A 22,618-nucleotide genomic window follows, 5' to 3' on the forward strand; every position below is an offset into this window, starting at 1 on the left:
ATGTTAAAAATTGAATTCCTCTGCTGTTTGTATATTAGCCATCCAGCGTAAAGTTTGATTATGATGATGAATGATTTGCTCCGCAGAAAGTGCATCTGAATTCCAAGTACTATGAGCATCTGTAATTAAAGTAACTTCATAGCCTTTTCCAAAGGCACTTCGAGTCGTCGTATCTACACACATATCTGTTTGTATACCTGCCATGACTAAGTGATGGATATCTAGCTTGCTGAGTTCTTCTGATAAATTTGTCTTAAAAAATGAATCAGGCGTTTCTTTATGTATAATGATATCATTTTCAGAAGGTGCAATATCCGACTGAATTTCCCACCCAGGAGTACCATATTCAAGTGGAGATCCTTCTTCAGAATGCTGGATATAAAAGATAGGTGTATTTGACGCTCTTGCCTTATCAATTAATAGATTAATATTATGTAATAATTTTTCACCGTTATATACTGGGTCAGATTCATTGAACATAAATGCCTGTACATCAATTACGAAAAGTGCTGTTTTTTTCATTGATCATCATCTCCTTTAGAAATTGGTCAACCTAGCTATATTTAGAGTGTAATCTAAAATACCCAACCATAGTATTCTTTTTTCTAATTAAGAAACCCTTTTCTAATTGAATTAAACTTACTGCTATTTGCATAAATAAAAAAGAGTCAAAAAAATGACTCAGGATCGGTAATTATGCAAGATTAATTCTCTGCTTATTCGTGGGGATAGTTTAAATGTGTCTACTTGATGGGGGTAAGTTCATTTCTAACAGTCTTTACTTTTCTATTTGGCAATAACAACCACTCATTCACACTTTCAACTAGTTTAAATAAGCAATTGACCAAAATAATTGCTGCGATTACATCCATAATCGCATGCTGTTTAATAAATAATGTCGCAAGGATAATCGAGATGGAGAAACATTTAATTCCCCAATCAATCCACCACTTTTTCCAAGAACAATGACGAACTTCACGGATCATTAAATAACTGCTCATAACATGGATGCTTGGAAAGCAATTATATGGTTGATCAATTTTGTATACATACTTTAAAATGCGAGACAAAAAATCTTCACCTGTAATCTCAGGTCGTATTGGGACGACAGTTTGGTAAAAATAATAGATAATGAAGCAAACTAGCAATCCTAGGTCAAATACTAGAATCGTTTTAATTGCTAGCTTATAATCTTTGAAACAAAAATAAATTAACGTTATGGTTAGATAACCAATCCAGGCAATATAAGGAACTACAAACATCTTCACAACAGGAATCTCTCTATCTAAACTTGTCACTAATGTATGGACACCGCGGGTTGAAGTATTTAAATAGGGATAAATCATCATTATGGCTGGGATGCTCAGCAAAAAAAACAGGCTGCTGGCAATTTTTAAATTTTTATTCATCTTCATAATCCTCCTCGTATGACTGTATAGTAACAAAAAATTCTTAAGGAAAAAGAAGATTAATTCTTAAGGTTTTCTTAATAGGAACAGACGAAACTTGAGGAAATAGAAAATCCGACTAAGCCTATAGTCGGATTCTAATTGTTATCATTTTTATCGGATCTTAACAAAGCATAACTTCACGGAACATAATCTTTGTATTAAACTAGTAGAAATAATCAAAATTTAAGAAGGGGAAGACAAATGAATATAAAAACGACAGAAGTAAACGGACACGTAATAGCAATCGCTCATGCAGATTCGGTTATCCTTATTGATGAACAAAGTACATTAGATATGATTATGACGATTTCTTATGATCATCGTAGTAACCGTATTGCATTAAACAAAGAGGCGATTTCAGAAGATTTTTTCAATCTAAGCACTAAACTTGCAGGAGCAATGCTTCAAAAGTTCGTTAACTACAATATTAAGTTTGCAATTATTGGAGACTTTTCGGGTTACACAAGTAATGCACTAAAAGATTTTATTTATGAATGCAATAAAGGAAATTATGTATTTTTTGTTTCAACAGAACAAGAAGCAATGGATAAATTAGCGAAAGCGAAGTAGTAGGTAAGAGGGGGCAGGATTTACTTAGTTATTTGCGAATTCAAAGTGAAACCGATCATAATAAAAATTACCTTTTAAGCAATCTTCATGATCGATTCAAAGTATACTCGCTTTTCTTAATAGTTCACAATTAATTTTTTTGACAAAAGATAAAATGATCGTTGGAATTCCAAACATGAAGATCATCTGCACGATATCCGCGTAACCATAACACGTTGTCAATTCGTCGAATATAAAAGCCCTTCGGAAAATCTACGTCATCAGTTAATGCTTCAGAAGCAACAGTAATCGATCCTGGTGGAGCTTGATGTTGTGTCACTGGATTTCCTAAAAACCCTTCTGGCTGATCTAAATATTCCAGTCTTAAGTATGGACCTAGCTCCATTGGACATAAATCCAAGCCGAGTTCGCCTGCTTTTTTATAAATCTCAGGTGTGGTAGCCCCATCAATAAAGCCAAGATCATAAACAGTTAGTTCGACGGTCTGAAGGTTGTACTTTTTTTCAGAAGTCGTAAACTTATCATCTGCTAGGATCCTCTCACCAGACTCGTTGATCCAGATAGAATTTTGTTGCAATTTCTCAATTAACTGGGATTTTGATAGTCCACCAATCTCTACTTTTCTAGTAATAAATGGACAATTTGGGTATACTTTTTTATTTTCAATATGCATATGTAGTCACTCCTAACAACTGTAATTCAAATGATGGCATGAACTGTAATAATATTCTATACTATTTTTTATTTTCCTTGTTTTAATAATTTTAAATTAATTTAATAAACAAAAATAAAAGGAATTGGAGCTGATTCTTTATGAAAACAATCGGACTTATAGGTGGTATGAGCTGGGAGTCCTCATTACTCTATTATCAAATTATGAACGAAAGTGTAAAAGAAAAGCTAGGCGGGCATCATTCTGCAAAAAGCTTAATGTATTCGGTTGATTTCGGGGAAATTAAAACGCTCCAGTTTGAAGATAAATGGGATGAATTAACAACAATAATGATTGAAATTGCTAAAAAGCTTGAGACTAGTGGTGCAGATTGCCTTGTTATTTGTACGAATACAATGCATAAGATGGCTAAAGAAGTTGAAGAATCAGTTACAATACCTTTATTACATATCGCGGATGCAACTGCTAAAGAAATTGTAAAGAATGGAATTAAAAAAGTTGCACTCTTAGGAACAGCATTTACGATGGAGCATGATTTTTACAAAGGAAGATTAATTGATCAATTTGGACTTGATGTGATCGTTCCAAACGATGCTGAAAGAAAACTTGTACATAATATTATATATGAAGAACTTTGTCTTGGTATTGTGAAAGAAGAATCAAAACAAATTTATTTAAACATAATTGAACATTTAGTCCAGCAAGGTGCGGAAGCAGTTATTTTAGGCTGTACAGAAATAACGATGTTAATCTCTCAATCCAGTTGTAGTATACCTGTTTTCGATACAACAAGAATACATGCCGAAAGTGCGGTCGAGTTTGCTTTAGAGAGTAAATAAAAAAAATCCCACAAGATTAAATCTTGTGGGATTTTTTGAATTTTACAACTCGGTAGAACTGGGCTGAAACATATATCAATATGAAAAATGAGGATATCAACGAGATTTAGAGATATATCAACGAGATTTAGCGATAGATCAACGAGGTTTAGTGATAGATCAACGAGATTTAGTGATATATCAACGAGATTTAGAGATATATCAACGAGATTTAGTGATATATTAACGAGATTTAGTGATATATCAACGAGATTCAATGATATATCAACGGAGTTCACAACTTTATCAATATTGTTCATATTTTGTTCGTGTTTATGATCGTTCTATTATTCCAATAGAAGTCCTCTGTTAATTATATATTAATCTCTTGAGTAAGGTTTTTCTCTTTTTTCATCATAAATAAATTAAAGACAATATAGTATGCGAACATGATTAACATTAATCCAGCTGACCAACCAGACGCCATGCTTTGTAATCTGTTTGTTAAAACATCATTTGACGCACCATGTAATTTTTCAATTGAATAAATATCATAAATACGATAAATTAAACGACCGAAGAATAGTAAAGTAACAGTTCCGCTAATCCAAATATTAGTATTGTAGAACCATGAGCCATTTCTCATTTCAAAATTTGTTTTAATTGAAGCGAAGTAAGCAAGCCCAATTCCGATTAAAATACCAACTATATCTGAAGTTATAATGATCGGTTTTAAACCACTTTGTAATAGGACTAATGCTCCAATTATTAAGAATATAATGATACTTCTGCGCATTCTATTTTTATTTAATTGTTGCCAACCGATACTTCGTTGAACTCTTTTGAAGATACGATAAACTAAAAGTAAAATAATAATACCAATAATCATATATTGTTGTTTCATTGTTTTTCTCCTTTAATGTGTGATTTATATTCCTATCATATTCTTTTATTTGCTCTGAAACGACTTCTAAATGATAGAATTTTTTTCGAAAAGTCTATAACTATAGATAGAGGAAATCAGGAAAAATATTGTTTAAAATTAAGAATGAATTTTTATAGGTAATTGAGAGGAGTAAGTTTATTTTGAAAGAGAAGAATGCCTCCTTATTAAGACCAATCATGGGTGCTGCTATTATATTGTTTTTTATGAGTACGGGGAAGTTATTTAGTGGACCACCTATTAAAACGCTACTTTATTTAGCTATTTGGGCTACTATAACTTGTATATTATTGATTCCTAAATATAAGTGGACTAATGTAAATTTAGTCATTGTGTTTAGTATAATGGCGATTGAAAGTTCAATTGGTTTAATAATGTTTAAAGAAATAAATGTATTATATTTGTTAGCCTTTATGTTTTACGTAACGATCATACGGTCATCATTATCTAGAACACCTATTGCTTCAATAATCGTTATGATTATTATTGCCTTAATTTATTCACGATTTGGCCATCAAGATTTATTGAGCGTTTTAACATATATTTTAATTTCAATTATTATTTATTTAAATGTAAAAAGTAGAATGCAGCGTAATGAAATGTATGATTTGAATAAACAACATTTAGTTAATTTAGAAAAAGCATATAGCCAACTACAAGAAGCATCTTCTACTGTAATGCAAAATGCAATTTTAGAAGAAAGAAACCGAATTGCTAGAGAGATTCATGATGCGGTCGGCCATAGTTTGACTTCTCTAATCGTTCAAATGCAAGCTTTACAATATATGGTGAAGAAGGACCCTAATCAAGCTGAAGATAGTTTAAAGGATATGCTAGTTGTTGCTCGAAAAGGTTTAGAAGATATTCGAAAATCTGTGCACTCACTTGCTGATGAAATCCCTCAATCTGCAATTGGAACGTTAGAAACCCTACTTACACATATGGAATCCTCTACAAGTATTCAATATTCCTTTCAAGCTGAGATTGGTGATGTTGAACTTGATGTAGAGGTATACAAAATATTATTTAGAATTTTACAAGAATCAATTACGAATGTGATTCGCCATTCTAAAGCTACAAAATTAGACGTATTGCTAAGTAAAGAATCTGAATGCATCATTATGACAATTAGAGATAATGGCTATTTGGATCATGCTCAAAACATTAGTGAAGGCTTTGGATTAAAATCAATGAGAGAAAGACTTGAAAAAATGCATGGAAGTTTATCGTATTCAGTAATTACCCCACACGGCTTCGAAATCGTTGCAAAAATACCGTTGTAACGAAAGAAAGGGTGAGAAAAATGTCTAATGAAAAAATAAAGGTTTTGCTAGTAGATGATCAAACGATGATTAGGCAAGGCTTTCGTTATGTAATTAACTTACAAGATGATATGAACTTAATCGGTGAGGCTTCTGATGGATTAGAAGCAATTAACATAGCAAAAGAAAAGCTTCCAGATGTTATTTTAATGGATATACAAATGCCAAATCTTTCTGGAATTGATGCTACAAAAGAAATAATGAAACAATTACCTACAACGAAAATTGTTATTCTAACAACGTTTGATGATCAAGAATATATTTACCAAGGCATTCGTTCAGGCGCAATAGGCTTTTTATTAAAGGATGCGGATGTTGAGGAAATGCTTGAAGCAATACGCTCAGCATATCGAGGTGAAGCAATTTTTAAAACAAAGCTAGCGGCTGATGCACTATCGAAAGCGATAGTTTCAGGTTTTGCGATTCCAGGAAAAGAGGGCGAATCAATACTAATAGAAAAATTAACAGATCGTGAACAAGAAATTCTGCAAGAAATGGCATATGGCCTTCGAAATGATCAAATTGGCAAGAAATTATTTATTACAGAAGGTACAGTGAAATCACATGTCCATCGCATATTGCAAAAGTTTGGTTGTGAAGATCGAACACAAGTTGTCGTAACGGCACTTAGGAATGGAATGGTTAAATAGGCGGTTTACTTCGTATGTAAAAAGTAGATGTTATTTCTAGAGAAATAACATCTACTTTAATGAACCAGAGTCTATAAATGAAACTTTTTATGATTGCTTGTATTACTTTATAAATTAAATCGGAGGAAAGAGTTGGAAAGGGTAGTTTGGGGATAAAAGCTCGAGTTAGACGCATTTGAATGATATGGCTAAATTTTTTAGTAATAAAATTTTGTAGAAGTTTTTTGAGTTATAGACTCGGTATGATATTTTTAATAGCTATTATATTAAATGCTTGTACAGGAGAGTATGTGCTAGACTATGAACTATTTTTATAAAAAAAGCTAGATTTTTTTTTTGCAAAAAAGAGGAAAAAATAAATATTCTACGAACTATATTATTAATAATTTATTCTGTTAGTCCGAGGTACTTCTTTTATTAAAAATTGTATATGTATTTAATGAAGTAAGTTTGTTAACAATACAAAAATTAAATAAAATTTACTAAAGAGGTGTAATCAATGAGCGTCCATGAGCCAAACGAATTTGATGAATTGATAAAAAATGATACCGATTTAAATTTTATTAAGAAGTTTCCAGAAGTTGAAGATGCAATTGGAATTGATGAAATACTTAAGTGGCTAGAAGACTAACTTAATGAAATGAATTTTAAAAAAGTACTTTCTACAAAGGTAGAGAGTACTTTTTTTTATTTTCATTATCTTTTATTGTGTTTGATTCTTCTCTTGACCATTTATATTCATTACATAATTTATTTAAAGGTATTGCTCTCTTATTTCTAGAAGTAGTTAAAGTGGAAAATTTTGTAAAGGCTTTCATTTTGGGATTTTAGCTTTAATTAACGTTTTTAATTAATCAATCACTTAATTAAGGAGGCATTTAAAAATGAAGGGAAATAGGTTTGATACAAAGTTAATACACGAAGGGTACAAAACTAGTGAGTATCACGGGAGTTTAACTCCACCGTTATTTCATACGTCAACGTATACATTTCCAACAGCGCAGCATGGTGAACAATCTTTTAGTGGAGAAAGAGATGACTTTATTTATTCAAGGCTAGGAAATCCAACCGTTCAAATTTTAGAGGAACGAATGGCAGCTCTAGAAGAAGGCGAAGCAGCTTTAGCATTTGGTTCTGGCATGGCAGCTGTTTCAGCCACGATTTTCTCTTTAATAAGTTCAGGCGACCACATCATCTGCTCGAAAGGAATTTACGGTTGTACGTATGGATATTTAGAAATGCTAGAAAACAAGTTTGGTATTCAACATAACTTTTGTGAAATGGATACAGAAGAAGAATTAAGTGAATTAATTCAAGATAACACAAAGGTCATATTTATTGAGACTCCAATTAATCCAACAATGAAAGTGATCGACATTGAGATGATTGTAGAGGTAGCAAAGAAAAATAATATAACGCTTGTAGTTGATAATACATTTTGTTCCCCTTATCTACAAAAGCCACTTACGCTAGGATGTGACATTGTTCTTCATAGTGCCACTAAGTACATTAGTGGCCATGGAGATGTAGTTGCAGGAATCGTAGTTTGCAAAACAAAAGAGTTAGCTGAACGAATGCTCCCTATACGAAAAGACATCGGAGCAATTATGTCTCCGTTTGATGCATGGCTGCTGCTTCGAGGGTTAAAAACACTAGCAGTTCGAATGGATCGCCAATGTGAAAACGCTGAGAAGATCGTTGCATATCTACAATCCAATCCAATCGTAAAAGAAGTGTTTTACCCTGGCGATACAAAAAATAAAGACCATTATATTGCCAGTAAACAAATGAAAAAAGGTGGAGGTGTCATCGCCTTTACCATCCATGGCACGAAAGAAGAAACACAGGAATTTATAAACCAATTAAAAATGGTAAAAATAGCAGTAAGCTTAGGCGATACAGAAACATTAATCCAACATCCAGCTACAATGACACACGCAGTCGTACCAAAAGAATTACAACAAAAAATGGGTATCACAGATAATTTGTTACGAATGTCCGTAGGCCTTGAAGCATGGGAAGACATTGTGGCTGATCTAAGGCAAGCTTTTACTAAGTCTAGTGGTAATAAGGTATATTAATTTAGGATAATAGATAGAGGCTGTCCCGAGTGTAGTATTTAGGGGCAGCCTTTTTTTTATATTTGTAGGTTAAGGCGTAGTACAAATAAGGAAGCGGGAAGTGCAAATAAAGGTCAGAGTGCAAATAAACCTGTGAATAGTGCGAATAAGATAGCGGGAAGTGCAAATAAACCTTGAGAACGTTGCAAATAAGAAATCAGAAAGTGAAGTGAAGGTCGGAGTACAAATAAACCTGTTGAAGAAGCAAATAAGAAAGCGGGAAGTGCAAATAAACCTGTGAAAAGTGCAAATAAGAAATCAGGAAGTGCAAATAAAGGTCGAAGTGCAAATAAAAATAGAGAAACTGCAAATAAAATCAGTGAAACTGCAATTAAAATTAACAAAACTGCAAATAAATTTAGTAAAACTGCAATTAAATGATCTAGTAACACTAATTCCAAAGAATAATACCTATACCGGTAAGGGTATCTAACCTTGATATTTGCTCAAAAGTAGATGAACATGAATAAATTTGCTCAGGTTTCTTCCTAAACCAATTAAAAAAGTGAAGAAATATACTAAAAATCTATAAATGAAGATTATAAATTCAAGTCTAACTGAAAAATGTCACTAAGATACCCCCATTTTCCATCTAGACAGACTTAAATCGTGAAGTTAAATAGGGGTCGGACCTAAACATTGAAACGGTCAATTTAATTAGTTGAAATATTATATGGTACAAGCTATCTACATAGAGAAATTAAGGGGATTTTTTTGTAGAAAGATGATTCAAAAAGGGGGTATAACTAGTCAAAATCGTAATATTAATATTAAAAAAGCATAGATAAAGACTAAAAATATTTCTGGATAGACTTATCTCATTAATGAAAGTAGCTCATACAATCCCCACCAAAAAACAAAAAAATCAAGCAACCCAAGTAAATGAATTGCTAGATTTTAAAAAAATTTACTTATTCAAAGATTCAACTATCGGATATAGTTCTTCTAAATGAGTAATTTCATATGAAGGAACCACTTCATTCCGTTCTTTTTTATGTCTGTTAATCCATACGTTCTTCATACCAATTCGGTTAGATCCTAGAATATCAGTCATCAGATTATCACCGACCATTATTACTTCATCTTTAGAAAGTTCCATCAATGAGAGAGCATGTTCGAATATGCTTGGGTCGGGTTTTCCTTTTCCGAAGTCGCCGGAAATTAGGATTTGATCAAAATATTCTTTAATTTCAGGAGTGATTGAAAGTTTAGTGTGCTGTAAATCAGGTGAGCCGTTTGTGAGTAATAGAAGTTTATACTTTTCATTTAATTGATTGAGCACAGCAAATGTTTCATCGTAAACAAATGGATTTCCTTTGCGTTCTTCAGGGAAAGTATCAGCGAGTAATTGTCCAAATTCTTGGTCTTCAATGCCAAAGGATTTTAATGCAAGCGTCCATGCATTTTTTCGATATGATGAAGAGTTCGCTCTCATTTTTGGGAATTGATCATGTTCCTCTAGGAAATTTCCCCAAAGACCTTCAAAAGGGTTAATGCCAATTAATTTAGTGAATTCGTATGTATCGTATGATTCATAAAGATTTCTAGCTGAGTCACGTACAGCTTTTTCAAAATCAAGCGGGTTAATTCCGTATTTTTCTGTAGCTAGTTTACATGTGTTGGCAAATGCTACTTCTACACTTTTTTGATCCCACAGTAATGTATCATCTAAATCAAAAATTATTCCTTTAATCATAAGATAGCTCCTTCTTAATATGAATTGTCTAAATTATCCATAATCGTACTAGGAAAATGTAAATTAGTAAATAGAAAGTCTACTAAAATTTTAAATTTTTTTTTATAGGATCATTGTAATGATTATCTATTTTAAATTAATAATATAGTACACTGGACGTCTCATCGGAATATAATACCTTATTGATTTTGTTTTAATTAATGATGAAAAGAGTGAGTATATGTCATTTGAGGATTTTGTAAACTGTCATTCAATGCAGATTAATACGAAGGCCGTCTTTGATAAACAAAATAAATTAATGCGATATTCGCTTACGAGAACTTGGGATGAGTCAAAAAAGAAAGCTACACTTGTATTACTTAATCCTTGTAGAGCTAATCATCTAAAGAGTGATTATATATTGTCGAGATGCCTTAACTTTTTTATAGATTATAAGAAAAGTAGCTTCGGATCACTAGAACTAGTAAATCTTTTTGCATTAATGGAACCTGATTCAATAAAGCTTAAAGGAAAAGAATGCGAGGTTGGCCCGCATAATGATGAGGCAATAAAGCTAGCGATCAATAATGCTGATATTATTATTGTTGGCTGGGGTTCAAGTAAGCGGTTTAAATGGCGAATAAAAGAAGTTCTAGAGCTTTTAGAACCTTATAAAGATAAATTATATAATTTTTGTGACGACTCAAATCGTAAGGAAATATTGATTCACCCTTTCATTTTAGCTGAACGACATTGGTTAGAAAAACTAAATTTTGAAGCTCTTTATGATTGGGCATCAAAAGAACATCTTTAATAGTAAATTCTAATAAACAACTCATTTTTGGGTTGTTTTTTTTGTTTAATTTCGGGCGAAAATTTTTAAAAAATTGTTATAATTAAATTACTACTTAAAAAAATAAATCGATTAAAATAAGCTATTTTTTATGAATTCAATTAATACTTGAGTCCATTTTTAAGCAATTCAAGTAATGCTTGATTTTAAAAAGTCATGTAGCTAGATACAATTAAATTATCTTATGACAAGAGGTGATGTAAATGTTTGATATGAAAAAAGTAGGTAGACGAATCGCACAATTAAGAAAAGCAAACAAGATTACACAAATGAAGTTAGCTGATCAATTAGGTGTTAGCTTTCAAGCAATTAGTAACTGGGAACGTGGGGAAACAATGCCTGATATTTCAAAGCTACCCGAGCTTGCAGAGATTTTTAATGTAAGTATTGATGAAATTTTAGGAAACGAAAAAGGGATTAAATTAATTAATAATTTAATCGAAAAGGATCATGATGATACATCGATTGTGATTGAAGTTGAAAAAGAAGAATTTTTAAATGTAGCACCAATACTTAATATTGAACAAGCAGACTTAGTGTTTAAAAATGTTGAGAATGAGCTTACTTTGAAGGATACTTCAGAAATTGCCCCGTTTATTAGTGAAGAAATTATCGATGAATGTGCTAAGAAAGAGTTCGATTCAAACGGAATTAAAGAATTATCTCGAATGGCATCTTATATTAGTAAAGAAGTGACTGATGGATTTGCAAAGAAAGCGTTTGAGTCAAAAGGAATAGGAGAATTACTACAAATTGCTCCATTTATTAGTAAAGAATTAATTGACGAATTTGCAATGAAAGAATTTGAAACCACTGGTATTAAAGAATTAACAATGTTGGCACCCTTTATAAGCGAGGAAGTAATCAATGAATGCGCGAAGAAAGAATTTGAGTTAAATGGAATTAAAGGATTAACGACATTGGCACCATTTATCAGTGAAGAAATAGTCGATGAATGCGCGAAGAAAGAATTTGAGTTAAATGGTATAAAAGGATTAACGTCAATGGCACCATTTATAAGCGATGAAATGATCGATGAATGCGCAAAAAAAGAGTTTGAGATAAATGGAATAAAAGAGTTAACAGCAATGGCACCATTTATTAGTGATGTAACAATTGATGAATGTGCAAAGAAAGAGTTTGAAATAAATGGTATAAAGGGATTAACATCAATGGCTCCATTTTTAAGCGATGAAATAATCGATGAATGCGCAAAGAAAGAGTTCGAAATTAACGGCATAAAAGGATTAACATCAATGGCCCCGTTTATAAGTGATGAAATAATCGATGAGTGCGCTAGAAAAGAGTTTGAGAGAAATGGTGTAAAAGAATTAACATCAATGGCAGCATTTATTAGCGATGAAATGATTGATGAATGTGCAAAGAAAGAGTTTGATACAAATGGTATTAATGGATTAACATCAATGGCCCCATTTATAAGTGATGAAGTCATTAATGAATGTGCAAGAAAAAGCTATGAATTAAATGGTATTAAATCTTTAACATCGATTTGTCCATTTATTGAAAGTGACCTTCTTAATGAACTTGCATTAGATGCCATATCCAAAAATGGTATAAATGAAATTATTACAATTATTCCATTTTTAGATTCAAACATTTTAAAGAATGGTGTTATTAAATAGGTTTTACTTTTTCTAAGGGGGCGCACTAGTCCCCTTTTTTTTGCACATTAAGAAATAACCTACGTAGGTTTCAATTTTGTGTATAAGTACAGGAAAGCGAGAATCCTGTAGTGGAAATCAACACATACAGCTTCTTTTCCCTGGGTTAAATTTTTGATTAATTAACAATTTCTTTTTCAACAGCATGAAAAGAGATATCTTTTGGACAATTTGTTAATATCCTTTATGATAGATAAGAGAAAATAAAGAAAAGGTGACTTATGAAGAAATTAATTATTATCGGAGCTTTGGCCATTTGTCTGATCATATCAGCTCAGACGAATCCTACGAAGGGTGAGTTTGTTAGTTGGGCAAAAGATGAACTTAAATCGGAATCAAAAAATAAGTATCTTGATTTTGGAATTGATTTATTAGGTGAAAAATTAATTAGTTCAGTGACAACTAATAAAGATTATGTCTTTTTTTCGATTTATGAGGTTAAGGCTTTTGACAAGCAAATAAAAGTAGTAGGTTTATTTAATCACTTTATTCCGATTTCAAAAAAATAAGGTAGAGAGTTAGTGGAAAATTTTGATAACAAGTATATAATAGAAAGATAAAATGAATGAGGTGAGAAAGCATGAGTAAATCAAGAGCAAAAAAATTGAGAGAAAAGTTAACTAGGGAAGGGAACCGTAACCCTGAATTAAGTAGAAGTCCATTTTCGATGTTAGATTTAAATACGCGTAGAACGAAAACGAAACAAGAAAAACTAAATCAAGTGAAACATAAAAAACAGTCCTTTGGAAAAGATGATTTTCAAAAGGACTGTTTTTATTTACGGACAAATAGCCTTATTTTTTTACTTTACTAGCGAATTTAACAGTTAGGTTTGCTTTATATGCTTCAAGCTGAGCTTCTGCTTGATTATATGCATCATTGAATTTTTTATAAACTGCAGTACCTGAAACAAGAGCATTTTTAGCTTTTGTAACATCTCTATTATCAATTGCAGAATATAAGCTTGAGTCTTCATCCTCTTCTAAATCATCAATCGCTGCAAAATTCTCATTAAATAATTTAGTAAACATCTTATCGATATCAGTTTCGATTTGATGGTGTGTTGAGTAATCCATATTAAGAACTTCATAAGCATAGTTTAAAACATCATGTTCTTTGCTTGATAATCCATATAAATTCTGCATTGCAAGATCTGATTCTACTTCAAAGTTTTTATATTCAACAGGTAACTTTTGACGAATATAAACTTCATTTTCTGTATAAATTTGATCCTCGATTTCGTATACATATTCCTCAATGCTATCATATGTATGATTTTGGTAATTTCGAATTGCCATTAATTTATTTTTTTGTGTTGTAAAGTATGTTTTAGCGCTTTTTGAATCTACTTTTTTAACATAAGTATTAAATTGTGCTGTTACTTTTTTCATATCAATTGCTGCATTATCTTTACGTGCTTTTTCAATTCGTGTTTTATAGCCAGCAATTTTTTTAACTAAACCATCTTTGTTAGTATAGTTATATTTTGTAAATAAAGTTAGATCAGTTCGTAATTCCATGTAATAATCATGTATATCCTGATCATCTGAAGCTATTGCATTTTTATAACTTGTAAGTGTTTTAATATAAGAACTTACTTGTTTTTTTAAGTTGTTTTGGGCTTGAACAACTTTAGGGTTAGTTGCTGCATGAGTTTCTGTAGGAAGAATACTAAATAAAATACCAGCTGATAAAGTTGTTGCAGTTGCTAGGGTTGCGATTTTTTTTAATTTTTTCATAATAATCTCCTGATAATAAAATTGTTATACATTTCGTAATATTAGTATAATACAAGTTACAAAAATATTAAATATATATTAATAGAATTAAGAATACTTTAAATTACCTTTAAATGAAGTTTGATAAGTCACTTCACTTAAAGGTAAATAAATTTAGTGCTACAATCATAAGCTAGTAAAGTCTTTTTTAGTCTCGGGAGGCACTTATAATAAGCTGGGCAATTCGTCTTGAATACAATTTTGCTGTAGACATATGATCGCCACTTCCTTGAATAAACCGATAAACTCCTAATTTACTAGCCATGTAGGGGTACCAGCCAGAGTTTTCGCCCGCAGGAACAGCTGTATCTTCTTGTAAATTAATAAAGCTTCTAGGGATAGATAATTGGTAAAAGGTTTTTAAATCTAGTTTTTCAAAAAGCGGAGTAGCTGGTTCTGGGGTGGTCGCGCTATAAATTTGCTGTGCCGTTTGTAAATCAGCTAAATTAACAAATACATCTCTGAAATATTGGAATGGTAGTTTTATCGTATTGTCAGTAGACTGTTGTGCTAAACCTAAAAGGAATTTTTGTGCTTGTGCTGGATATTGATCAACTAAGCTTTCACCATCATTTAAAACAAAAGCATTCCAGAATACTAGTCGTTTAATTCTGTCGTGCAGCTGTTCAGCAACTTTTTGTATGACTGTTCCGCCAAGGTTATGACCTACTAAAATAATATTATTAAGTTTATTTGAAGTTATATAATGTACAACTTGCTTCGTGAGAATTTCATGATTTACATTTTTATCTTTATCTGTTCCATGCCCAGGTAATTGTGGTGTATGAACAATATGCCCCATTTTTTGTAATTCACGTGTAATCCCGTGCCAGAAGAATGGATCAACCCATGAACCGTGAACTAGTACAAAAATAAGTTGAGCATGTTGACGGTAAAAAAAGTCGGTTTTATCATTTAAATGATACTCTTGCTGTATAGGATATGGCTGATATTCGTTATGCCAATTTTGGTGATAATAATAAGGATTATTTAAGTTAGGATTCATATTTCGATGTTTATAGTTAATAGGATGATTCAATTCATGGGATTTTTTACTGGTCATGCTAATTAGTCCCTCCTCGTTAATCTTTCTCATCGTATGCACCTGTTTGTTAGAAGGTGCCCATTCTAGTTACTGAAAATGAATGTAAAGGTTTTCTAGGATTAAATAATAGTTTAGGAGGAGATTATTATTAAAAAAGCTGTTTTTTTAATTGTTGTTGTGTTAGTCGTTTGTACTAGCATTTATTTTGCAGTGAAAGATAAAGTATTTAAAGAAACACCGGCTCAAAATTCACATCATCAAAATGAAGTGGAAACTAGTCATAATAATCATCTTTCAACTGAAGAAGTATTAAATGGAATTTTGACAAGTGCTAAACAAGGGGAAATACCAAATCAAAATAAAATAACAGTCGGGAAGACTTTATTAATGGATATAAAAAATCAATTTGGTGAGCCTGCTGAGAAAGCTGAGGTTGCTAACGGCACCTATTTAACCTATCAATCACAAGAATTCTCAGTCGGATATGACAACGAAAATCGAATTTTTGAAGTAAGATCATACGATCCTAATTTAAAACAAGTTCACTATAACGATATTATTAATCAATTAAATAAGCCAAGTGAGGTTAAATATTATAAGGATCAAGAAGTTGATCAAATTATTATAATTTACAACTTGCCTAACAACTATGAATTGAAATTTATTTTACCGAAGCCAACAAAGGAAAATGAGAATCCGGCAGTTGATCATACTTCAGTCTTACTCATTGAACAAATACAACCAAGCACGGGCTCAAACATTGATCAAATGATTAATGAGATGTCACTACAAGAAAAAATAGGTCAAATGATTATAGCCGGATTTAATGGACCAAATTACTCTAATAGTTTAAAAGAACTAGTTGAACAATATCATATTGGAGGATTTATTTTTTACAATGAAAATTTAAATAATATTTCTCAAACAGTGAATCTAGTTAATTCGATTAAGGCTTCGAATAAAAATAATCACTTACCAATATTATTTGGAGTCGACCAAGAAGGTGGAAGGGTATCTCGTTTACCTGGAAATATTGGAAAGATACCGACAAATGAACAAATTGGAAAGAAAAATGATGGGAAATTCTCATTTGAAATTGGCCAAATTCTTGGAGAGCAGTTACAGGCTTTTGGCTTAAATATGGACTTCGCACCAGTTTTAGATGTAAATAGTAATCCTAATAATCCAGTTATTGGCGACAGGTCATTTAGTAATAATCCGGAAACTGTTAGTAAATTAGGCATCCAAACAATGAAAGGTATTCAATCAGAAAATATCATTCCAGTCGTAAAGCATTTCCCAGGTCACGGTGATACTTCTGTTGATTCACATTTAGAGTTACCTGTTGTAAACAAATCGTATACTGATTTAAAATCGCTAGAATTAATCCCGTTTAAAGATGCTATTAGTCAACATGCAGATGCTGTTATGATCGCTCATATTTTATTACCTAAAATTGATTCTAATTACCCTGCTTCTATGTCAAAGGTGGTCATTTCTTCTATATTAAGAAATGATTTAAAATATAATGGGGTAGTTATGACAGATGATATGACAATGTCGGCAATTGGTAATCATTATAATTTGGAAAAAGCAGCGGTTACTTCAATTTTAGCTGGAAGTGATATTGTTATGGTTGCTCATGATCCAAACAAAACAAAAGCTGTATTTAAAGCAATTGAAACAGCTGTAAATAATAAAACAATCTCAGAGGAACGAATAAATGAGAGCGTAAAAAGAATTATTTTACTCAAACAAAAATATAAACTAAATAATAATCCAGTAAAACTGACGGATACTCGACAGCTAGCTGAAAAAACAAATAAATTATTAACTAAATAGAAAAATTAGCAAAAAAAGGAAATTACCACCTTCTGGCGAATTAATAACCTAAAAAGGTGGTGTTTTTTCTGTCTACTAAGATTTCAGATGCAGGGCTAATGCTTTTAGCTATTTTTAATGAGCTTCAAGAAAAAGAGCCGGACTTTGATAAAGGACTCCATAATGATGTTGGAGTACCAATTGATGACGTCGAATCTGCATTAATTGAACTAGAGATGAATGGCTTTATTAGCGGTTTAATATGGATCAAAAGTGACATAGATCAAAAGGAAATAGCTTCATTATATAAAGTGTCAATAACACCAACAGGTTTAGCAAGAGTAATTGATCTGTTAAGATGAACTAACCTCAAATGTATTAGACATTTGAGGCTTTTTGACAGAAAAGGAGGAGAAAATGTGGAAATCAAAAAAGTAAACCCTGAAGCAGTTGCTGCACCACTTGGACAATATAGTCATATAACAATCGTCCCAAGAAATGCAGAACTTGTAGTATTATCAGGACAAGTGGGAAACGACAAAAATGGAAACTTACCAAAGGATATCGAAAGCCAATTCGAGAATGCACTTGAAAATATTAAAAGGATACTTGAAAGTGAAAAAATCGATTTAAACAACATCTTTAAAATTAATTTTTGGCTAACAGAGAATATCGATCGCCAATTCTTTTTAGACTGTTGGGGTCAGTTTCACGCAGGTAACCCGCCTGCAACAACATATGCCTATGTATCATCTTTAGTAAATCCAAACATCAAAATTGAAGTTGAAGCTTGGGCAGCAAGATAATCAATTTGATTGTACATAAATTACTCATGGTAATGACTGGTATAACATAGTGTGCTTTGGGAAACTTAAGTGGAGGTAATCGGTTTGAAAGCGAGATGAATAATTGAAATGGAAGAATTCGAGTCTCAATTAAATCCTATTATAAGGAAAAATATAACTCAAACATTAACTCAACTTAATACAAGAATAGAAGGTATGATTGGCAAAATTGAAAATAAAGGATGCGGCATTTTAACTGAATTTGAGAATATCCATCGCGTTTTTAATAATTTACAAATGGATGCTGCCTCATTTTATTTAAATTCCTATCTTTCACCTTATACGGATGTCTTTGAAGAACTGACAATCTCCGTACAAAACCTATCCAAACGTAAGCATGGTGGATTGATTGTTGTAAAAAGAGATGACTCACTTGAAGAATTAATGAGTTCAGGGATTCACGTCGGTGCAAACTTATCCCCGGCCTTATTAGAATCAATTTTTTATCCAGGTAGCCCATTACATGACGGAGCTGTACTCATTGACAATAATATGATTATTTCTGCGGGTAATGTGCTCCCACTTTCAAAAACAACATATGATAATAAAAAACTTGGAACAAGGCATCGGGCTGCAATTGGAATATCCGAGCAAAGTGATGCACTTGCTTTAGTTGTATCAGAAGAAACAGGCAATATTTCCTTTGCTTTTAAAGGAAGTTTATATCCTGTTCAATATGGTGCTCCGATTAATTAAAAAAAACGATCAAATAGATCGTTTTTTATTTTTTTCAAATTTTATGGATTGTATTGTCTTTCGAATCATATTATGATTATACTTAATTAATCCGATACGAAAGGTTGGTTTTTGGTATGTCTAATGCAAAATTAAATACAATCCCATTACCTTTAGTTCGTACAAATCAATGGACGATCTTTATTTCTGTTATTTTGACTTGGATCACGGGTCAGTACTGGCTATTACTTATTCCTTTAATTAGCGGCGTTAGTGGTTTACTTTTTGATTTTCACCCAATCATAAAGTTTGCAAAACAATTTCTAAAAAAGAAACCATCAAGCTACCCACAAGAGGATAAAGTGCAACAAAATTTTAATCAAACAATTGCAGTCTCATGTTTGTCACTTGCATTGATCGGGGCGTTACTTGGCTGGAACATTTTGTTTTATGTGTTTTCAATAATGGTCGCATTGGCATCGTTTATCGCAATCAACGGATTTTGCGTCGGATGCTATATTCATTTTCAATGGAACCAATATAAATACCGAAAGAGTTTGAGGTAAAATCTGAGTCTTCTCATTGAATGGGAGGGCTTTTTTTGTGAATTGTTAACAAAATTCGGTATACTAGTTATTGAATATTAAACGAAAAAAATTAAAATAGAATTGAAGAAAAATAAAATAGATGAATTTACTGCATCAGGAGGGAGATAAGAAATGATTCAATGGAAAGAAGACATTATGATTGATACAAATATCGAGAAAGTGTGGAGTTTATTTTTAGATAAAAATATTAAGAAAATAATGCCAAAAGTTGATGAGCATAATTTAATCGATAAGAACGAGAATGAAGTAGGGGCAAAGCATCATCAGAGTTATCGTGAAGGTAAACGTGTAGAAAGTTATATCGTTGAAACTTTAGCATATGAGGATACAGAAACATATAAGAAAAAGAAAATTCAGTTCGTTTTAGCGAATACATTTGAATCGAATTTGACGTTTATTCTAGAAAAAATCGACGACACACACACGAAATTTACTTATGAAGGTACGAATGCCGGGGTTAATTTTATGGGACGAGCAATGTTAAAACTTGCTAATCCAAAGGGAAATAATTTAAAAGCTGTTCATGAGTTTTTACAACGAGTGGAACAAGAGTCATTAAAAGGACAGGAATAGTTATCTCATAACGAACAAAAAGGAGAGCAGTGAGCTCTCCTTTTTTATGATTGATTTGAAACTTTACTTAACAGCTCATAAGAATTTAAACGCGCATTATGATCGAAAACAGTAGCGTTTACCATGATTTCATCAGCTTTTGTAATGTTTAAAATTGCTTGTAGCTTTTCGGTTACAGTATCAACCGTCCCAATCGCAGACAGTCTCATTTGATTTTCTAATGTTTGTTTTTCATACGGACTCCAAATTTCTTCCATATCGTCAACTGGTGGTTTTAATAATGCTGGTTTACCACCGCGAACTAAATTTAAAAATGATTGTTGTTGTGTTGTGAAAAGTCTTTTTGCTTCTTTATCTGTATCAGCAACAACAACATTTAATCCGATCATTGCATAAGGTTCATCTAAAAATTCAGATGGTTTAAAGTTATTATGATACATTTGCATAGCTTGAACTGTGTAGTCTGGTGCAAAATGCGCTGCAAAAGCAAATGGTAAGCCTAATTCAGCAGCTAGTTGAGCACTAAAACCGCTTGATCCTAATAGCCAAATTGGTATATTTAATCCTTCACCTGGTACAGCTTGAACTGTTAAACTTCCTAATCCACCAGGGGGATTGAAGTAATTTTGTAATTCTTCTAATTGAGCAGGGAAGTCCTCATGAGTACGTAAATCTCTACGTAGCGCTCGTGTCGTTGACATATCGCTTCCAGGGGCACGCCCTAATCCAAGATCAATACGACCTGGATGTAATGATTCTAATGTACCAAACTGTTCAGCTATGACTAATGGAGCATGATTTGGTAACATGATACCACCAGAACCAACTCGAATAGTTGATGTCCCACTTGCGATATGTCCAATCACAACTGAAGTTGCAGAACTTGCAACTGCTGGCATATTATGATGTTCAGCAAACCAGTAACGGTGATATCCCCATTTTTCAGCATGCTGTGCTAAATCAAGGCTATTTTTAAAAGCATCAGCAGGAGTGCTTCCTTCAACAACAGGAGCTAAGTCTAACACAGATAAAGGTATTTCATTTAATTTCTTAGCAACTTTATCTTGGAAACGATTATTCATCATAAAATTTTCCTCCTATAAAACATTATTTAATATATGGAAATATCGAGACTTTTTTATTCTAGAAAAACTGTGTTTAAATTATATACAGTATGCTAAGATTATAGAAAATCTAAGGACATAATACAAGTTTTTGAACTTGAAAATATTTATACAATAAAACCTACATTTGGAAACAAGAAGTACTTTTGGTAAAAAGAAAAAAATTTGTAAATAAATGTATAGAATAATTTTTAAGAATCATACTATCTTTAATCTGATAAACAACATCAGAGCATCCAAAAGACAAAGGAGTCAACAACATGGCAAACAGAAGATCTTCAAATCAATATGCTTCACCAAATGCAAATTCAGCAATTGAGCAAATGAAGTTCGAAATAGCTTCTGAATTTGGAGTGCACTTAGGACCAGACACAACTTCACGCGCTAACGGTTCAGTTGGTGGCGAAATTACAAAGCGTCTAGTTCAAATGGCAGAACAAAGCCTAGGCGGATATGCTCGTTAAATAAAAAGTAAGGATGGAAAGAAAACTTTCTATCCTTTTTTTTGCACATTTTTATAGTAGCAACAGTGAAGAATTTAGATGAAAAGGCTTGCCAATCGCCGAGTTAAATTACTTCTTCCATCCAACAAAACTGTTATTTCCTAGTATTTATATAAGAATGAAACTACTATATACTTGCAAGGGATACAAAAACGGGAGATAATAATGTCACTGGATGGTGATTAATATGTCAAGTTGTAAAAATTCCGTTACACCTAAGTGGTTCGGATTTGCTATTCAGGCATTAGTTTTACTAGCAACAACAGAAGGGGTTACACCAAGTAAAGCAATCGCAAAACATATTAGATCAGGTGTTTCTTTTATGAGAAGAATCATGGCTCCTCTCGTAAAAGAAAAAATAGTAGAAGCAAGAGAAGGACGAGACGGTGGCTACTTATTAGCCAAGTCACCTGAGGAAATTACCTTAAAACAAGTCTATATTGCCCTACAAATGACAGAACCTCTATCAACCGCACTAATCGAATCCACTTCTGACTGTACTAGCGGACGTGTAATGAACAATGTATTTTCAGACTTTGCAATTGAAGCAGAAGAACACTTACTTGGCTTTTTATGTAACTATACTTTGGCGGATTTTGTAAGACGTGCCAGTCATAAAACAATCGAATCACTTTGAAAATATCGTACATTTGGATGTACGATATTTTTATTTTTTTGTGGGGGTGTGTGATCGCAAATTATATGGGGGGAGCGAAATCAAAATAGTGTGATCGCAAATAAAACGGGAAAATCGCAAATAAAAGGTGCATCGCAAATAAAACGGGATAATCGCAATTAACACACAGGATATCGCAAATAAAAGGTGCCATCGCAAATAAAATTTGAGAATCGCAATTAAAATAGCATAATCGCAAATAAAAAACAGAAA

The 22,618-nt window shown here is 32.2% G+C and carries 27 protein-coding genes; 18 read left to right on the top strand and 9 right to left on the bottom strand.

Features of this window, described 5'->3' with window-relative positions:
- Window positions 1-3: 3 nt before the first annotated feature.
- The gene (locus CN692_RS14805) at window positions 4-522 is read right to left on the bottom strand and encodes a cysteine hydrolase family protein (RefSeq protein ID WP_098119943.1); all 519 of its coding nucleotides are present in this window, start codon (window positions 520-522) and stop codon (window positions 4-6) included.
- Window positions 523-743: 221 nt separating this feature from the next.
- Window positions 744-1,409 carry a phosphatase PAP2 family protein gene (locus CN692_RS14810; RefSeq protein WP_179874455.1) on the bottom strand — a complete coding sequence of 222 codons (666 nt, stop codon included), beginning with the start codon at window positions 1,407-1,409 and terminating at the stop codon, window positions 744-746.
- A 243-nt stretch (window positions 1,410-1,652) separates the two neighbouring features.
- Between CN692_RS14810 and CN692_RS14815 the strand changes: the two genes are divergently transcribed.
- The gene (locus CN692_RS14815; RefSeq protein ID WP_098119945.1) at window positions 1,653-2,021 is read left to right on the top strand and encodes a DUF4180 domain-containing protein; all 369 of its coding nucleotides are present in this window, start codon (window positions 1,653-1,655) and stop codon (window positions 2,019-2,021) included.
- Between the two features lie 130 nt (window positions 2,022-2,151).
- Here CN692_RS14815 and CN692_RS14820 read toward each other — a convergent pair whose 3' ends face one another.
- Window positions 2,152-2,694, bottom strand: coding sequence for a helicase (locus CN692_RS14820; protein ID WP_098119946.1), 543 nt, complete (start codon window positions 2,692-2,694; stop codon window positions 2,152-2,154).
- 140 nt (window positions 2,695-2,834) lie between these two features.
- On the opposite strand from CN692_RS14820, the gene CN692_RS14825 reads away from it, so the two are divergent.
- Window positions 2,835-3,533 (top strand): aspartate/glutamate racemase family protein, encoded by a 699-nt coding sequence (locus CN692_RS14825; protein ID WP_098119947.1) that lies wholly within the window; start codon window positions 2,835-2,837, stop codon window positions 3,531-3,533.
- Window positions 3,534-3,885: 352 nt separating this feature from the next.
- On the opposite strand, the gene CN692_RS14830 is transcribed toward CN692_RS14825, so the two are convergent.
- Window positions 3,886-4,416, bottom strand: coding sequence for a hypothetical protein (locus CN692_RS14830; protein WP_098119948.1), 531 nt, complete (start codon window positions 4,414-4,416; stop codon window positions 3,886-3,888).
- A 182-nt stretch (window positions 4,417-4,598) separates the two neighbouring features.
- On the opposite strand from CN692_RS14830, the gene CN692_RS14835 reads away from it, so the two are divergent.
- The 4 genes from CN692_RS14835 (at window position 4,599) to megL (ending at window position 8,508) form a co-directional block, all read left to right on the top strand.
- Window positions 4,599-5,738: a sensor histidine kinase gene (locus CN692_RS14835; RefSeq protein WP_098119949.1), complete on the top strand. Its 1,140-nt coding sequence runs from the start codon at window positions 4,599-4,601 to the stop codon at window positions 5,736-5,738.
- A 20-nt stretch (window positions 5,739-5,758) separates the two neighbouring features.
- Entirely contained in the window at window positions 5,759-6,427 is a 669-nt protein-coding gene (locus CN692_RS14840) for a response regulator transcription factor (RefSeq protein WP_098119950.1), read from the top strand.
- Between the two features lie 499 nt (window positions 6,428-6,926).
- On the top strand, window positions 6,927-7,058 hold the full coding sequence (locus CN692_RS26770) for a hypothetical protein (protein WP_257131687.1): 132 nt from the start codon (window positions 6,927-6,929) through the stop codon (window positions 7,056-7,058).
- A 253-nt stretch (window positions 7,059-7,311) separates the two neighbouring features.
- On the top strand, window positions 7,312-8,508 hold the full coding sequence (megL, locus tag CN692_RS14845; RefSeq protein WP_098119951.1) for a methionine gamma-lyase: 1,197 nt from the start codon (window positions 7,312-7,314) through the stop codon (window positions 8,506-8,508).
- Window positions 8,509-8,621: 113 nt separating this feature from the next.
- Here megL and CN692_RS14850 read toward each other — a convergent pair whose 3' ends face one another.
- Together CN692_RS14850 and CN692_RS14855 are read right to left on the bottom strand one after the other, a co-directional pair.
- Window positions 8,622-8,948 (bottom strand): hypothetical protein, encoded by a 327-nt coding sequence (locus CN692_RS14850; RefSeq protein ID WP_098119952.1) that lies wholly within the window; start codon window positions 8,946-8,948, stop codon window positions 8,622-8,624.
- A 506-nt stretch (window positions 8,949-9,454) separates the two neighbouring features.
- Window positions 9,455-10,243, bottom strand: coding sequence for an HAD family hydrolase (locus CN692_RS14855; RefSeq protein WP_098119953.1), 789 nt, complete (start codon window positions 10,241-10,243; stop codon window positions 9,455-9,457).
- A 220-nt stretch (window positions 10,244-10,463) separates the two neighbouring features.
- Between CN692_RS14855 and CN692_RS14860 the strand changes: the two genes are divergently transcribed.
- The 4 genes from CN692_RS14860 to CN692_RS14875 all read left to right on the top strand — a co-directional run bounded on the left by CN692_RS14860 (window position 10,464) and on the right by CN692_RS14875 (window position 13,571).
- Window positions 10,464-11,036, top strand: coding sequence for a DUF1643 domain-containing protein (locus CN692_RS14860; protein WP_098119954.1), 573 nt, complete (start codon window positions 10,464-10,466; stop codon window positions 11,034-11,036).
- A 242-nt stretch (window positions 11,037-11,278) separates the two neighbouring features.
- Window positions 11,279-12,718 (top strand): helix-turn-helix domain-containing protein, encoded by a 1,440-nt coding sequence (locus CN692_RS14865; protein WP_098119955.1) that lies wholly within the window; start codon window positions 11,279-11,281, stop codon window positions 12,716-12,718.
- Between the two features lie 260 nt (window positions 12,719-12,978).
- On the top strand, window positions 12,979-13,266 hold the full coding sequence (locus CN692_RS14870) for a hypothetical protein (RefSeq protein ID WP_098119956.1): 288 nt from the start codon (window positions 12,979-12,981) through the stop codon (window positions 13,264-13,266).
- A 71-nt stretch (window positions 13,267-13,337) separates the two neighbouring features.
- Window positions 13,338-13,571, top strand: coding sequence for a hypothetical protein (locus CN692_RS14875; RefSeq protein ID WP_098119957.1), 234 nt, complete (start codon window positions 13,338-13,340; stop codon window positions 13,569-13,571).
- Here CN692_RS14875 and CN692_RS14880 read toward each other — a convergent pair.
- Together CN692_RS14880 and CN692_RS14885 are read right to left on the bottom strand one after the other, a co-directional pair.
- Entirely contained in the window at window positions 13,552-14,496 is a 945-nt protein-coding gene (locus CN692_RS14880) for a hypothetical protein (RefSeq protein WP_098119958.1), read from the bottom strand. The two genes, CN692_RS14875 and CN692_RS14880, sit on opposite strands and share 20 nt — an antisense overlap.
- A gap of 187 nt (window positions 14,497-14,683) precedes the next feature.
- Complete coding sequence (locus CN692_RS14885) at window positions 14,684-15,598, bottom strand: alpha/beta fold hydrolase (RefSeq protein ID WP_257144036.1); 915 nt, start codon at window positions 15,596-15,598, stop codon at window positions 14,684-14,686.
- Window positions 15,599-15,790: 192 nt separating this feature from the next.
- On the opposite strand from CN692_RS14885, the gene nagZ reads away from it, so the two are divergent.
- From nagZ to CN692_RS14915, 6 genes are all read left to right on the top strand, one after another.
- The gene (gene nagZ / locus CN692_RS14890; RefSeq protein WP_142317336.1) at window positions 15,791-17,422 is read left to right on the top strand and encodes a beta-N-acetylhexosaminidase; all 1,632 of its coding nucleotides are present in this window, start codon (window positions 15,791-15,793) and stop codon (window positions 17,420-17,422) included.
- A 98-nt stretch (window positions 17,423-17,520) separates the two neighbouring features.
- The gene (locus CN692_RS14895) at window positions 17,521-17,763 is read left to right on the top strand and encodes a hypothetical protein (RefSeq protein ID WP_098119960.1); all 243 of its coding nucleotides are present in this window, start codon (window positions 17,521-17,523) and stop codon (window positions 17,761-17,763) included.
- 57 nt (window positions 17,764-17,820) lie between these two features.
- Window positions 17,821-18,207, top strand: coding sequence for a RidA family protein (locus CN692_RS14900; RefSeq protein WP_098119961.1), 387 nt, complete (start codon window positions 17,821-17,823; stop codon window positions 18,205-18,207).
- Between the two features lie 108 nt (window positions 18,208-18,315).
- Entirely contained in the window at window positions 18,316-18,942 is a 627-nt protein-coding gene (gene cdaS / locus CN692_RS14905) for a sporulation-specific diadenylate cyclase CdaS (RefSeq protein ID WP_098119962.1), read from the top strand.
- Between the two features lie 116 nt (window positions 18,943-19,058).
- Window positions 19,059-19,487, top strand: coding sequence for a DUF4395 domain-containing protein (locus tag CN692_RS14910; protein WP_098119963.1), 429 nt, complete (start codon window positions 19,059-19,061; stop codon window positions 19,485-19,487).
- A 153-nt stretch (window positions 19,488-19,640) separates the two neighbouring features.
- Entirely contained in the window at window positions 19,641-20,102 is a 462-nt protein-coding gene (locus CN692_RS14915) for an SRPBCC family protein (protein WP_098119964.1), read from the top strand.
- A 44-nt stretch (window positions 20,103-20,146) separates the two neighbouring features.
- Here the strand turns inward: CN692_RS14915 and CN692_RS14920 are convergent, their stop codons facing one another.
- Complete coding sequence (locus tag CN692_RS14920) at window positions 20,147-21,187, bottom strand: LLM class flavin-dependent oxidoreductase (protein ID WP_373605040.1); 1,041 nt, start codon at window positions 21,185-21,187, stop codon at window positions 20,147-20,149.
- Window positions 21,188-21,486: 299 nt separating this feature from the next.
- On the opposite strand from CN692_RS14920, the gene CN692_RS14925 reads away from it, so the two are divergent.
- Both CN692_RS14925 and CN692_RS14930 read left to right on the top strand, forming a co-directional pair.
- The gene (locus CN692_RS14925) at window positions 21,487-21,690 is read left to right on the top strand and encodes an alpha/beta-type small acid-soluble spore protein (RefSeq protein WP_056474875.1); all 204 of its coding nucleotides are present in this window, start codon (window positions 21,487-21,489) and stop codon (window positions 21,688-21,690) included.
- Between the two features lie 226 nt (window positions 21,691-21,916).
- Window positions 21,917-22,366 carry an RrF2 family transcriptional regulator gene (locus CN692_RS14930; RefSeq protein ID WP_025568186.1) on the top strand — a complete coding sequence of 150 codons (450 nt, stop codon included), beginning with the start codon at window positions 21,917-21,919 and terminating at the stop codon, window positions 22,364-22,366.
- Window positions 22,367-22,618: the final 252 nt, after the last annotated feature.

Origin of the sequence: Bacillus sp. AFS002410 (assembly GCF_002556365.1) — a bacterium.
Lineage (GTDB): Bacteria > Bacillota > Bacilli > Bacillales > Bacillaceae_G > Gottfriedia.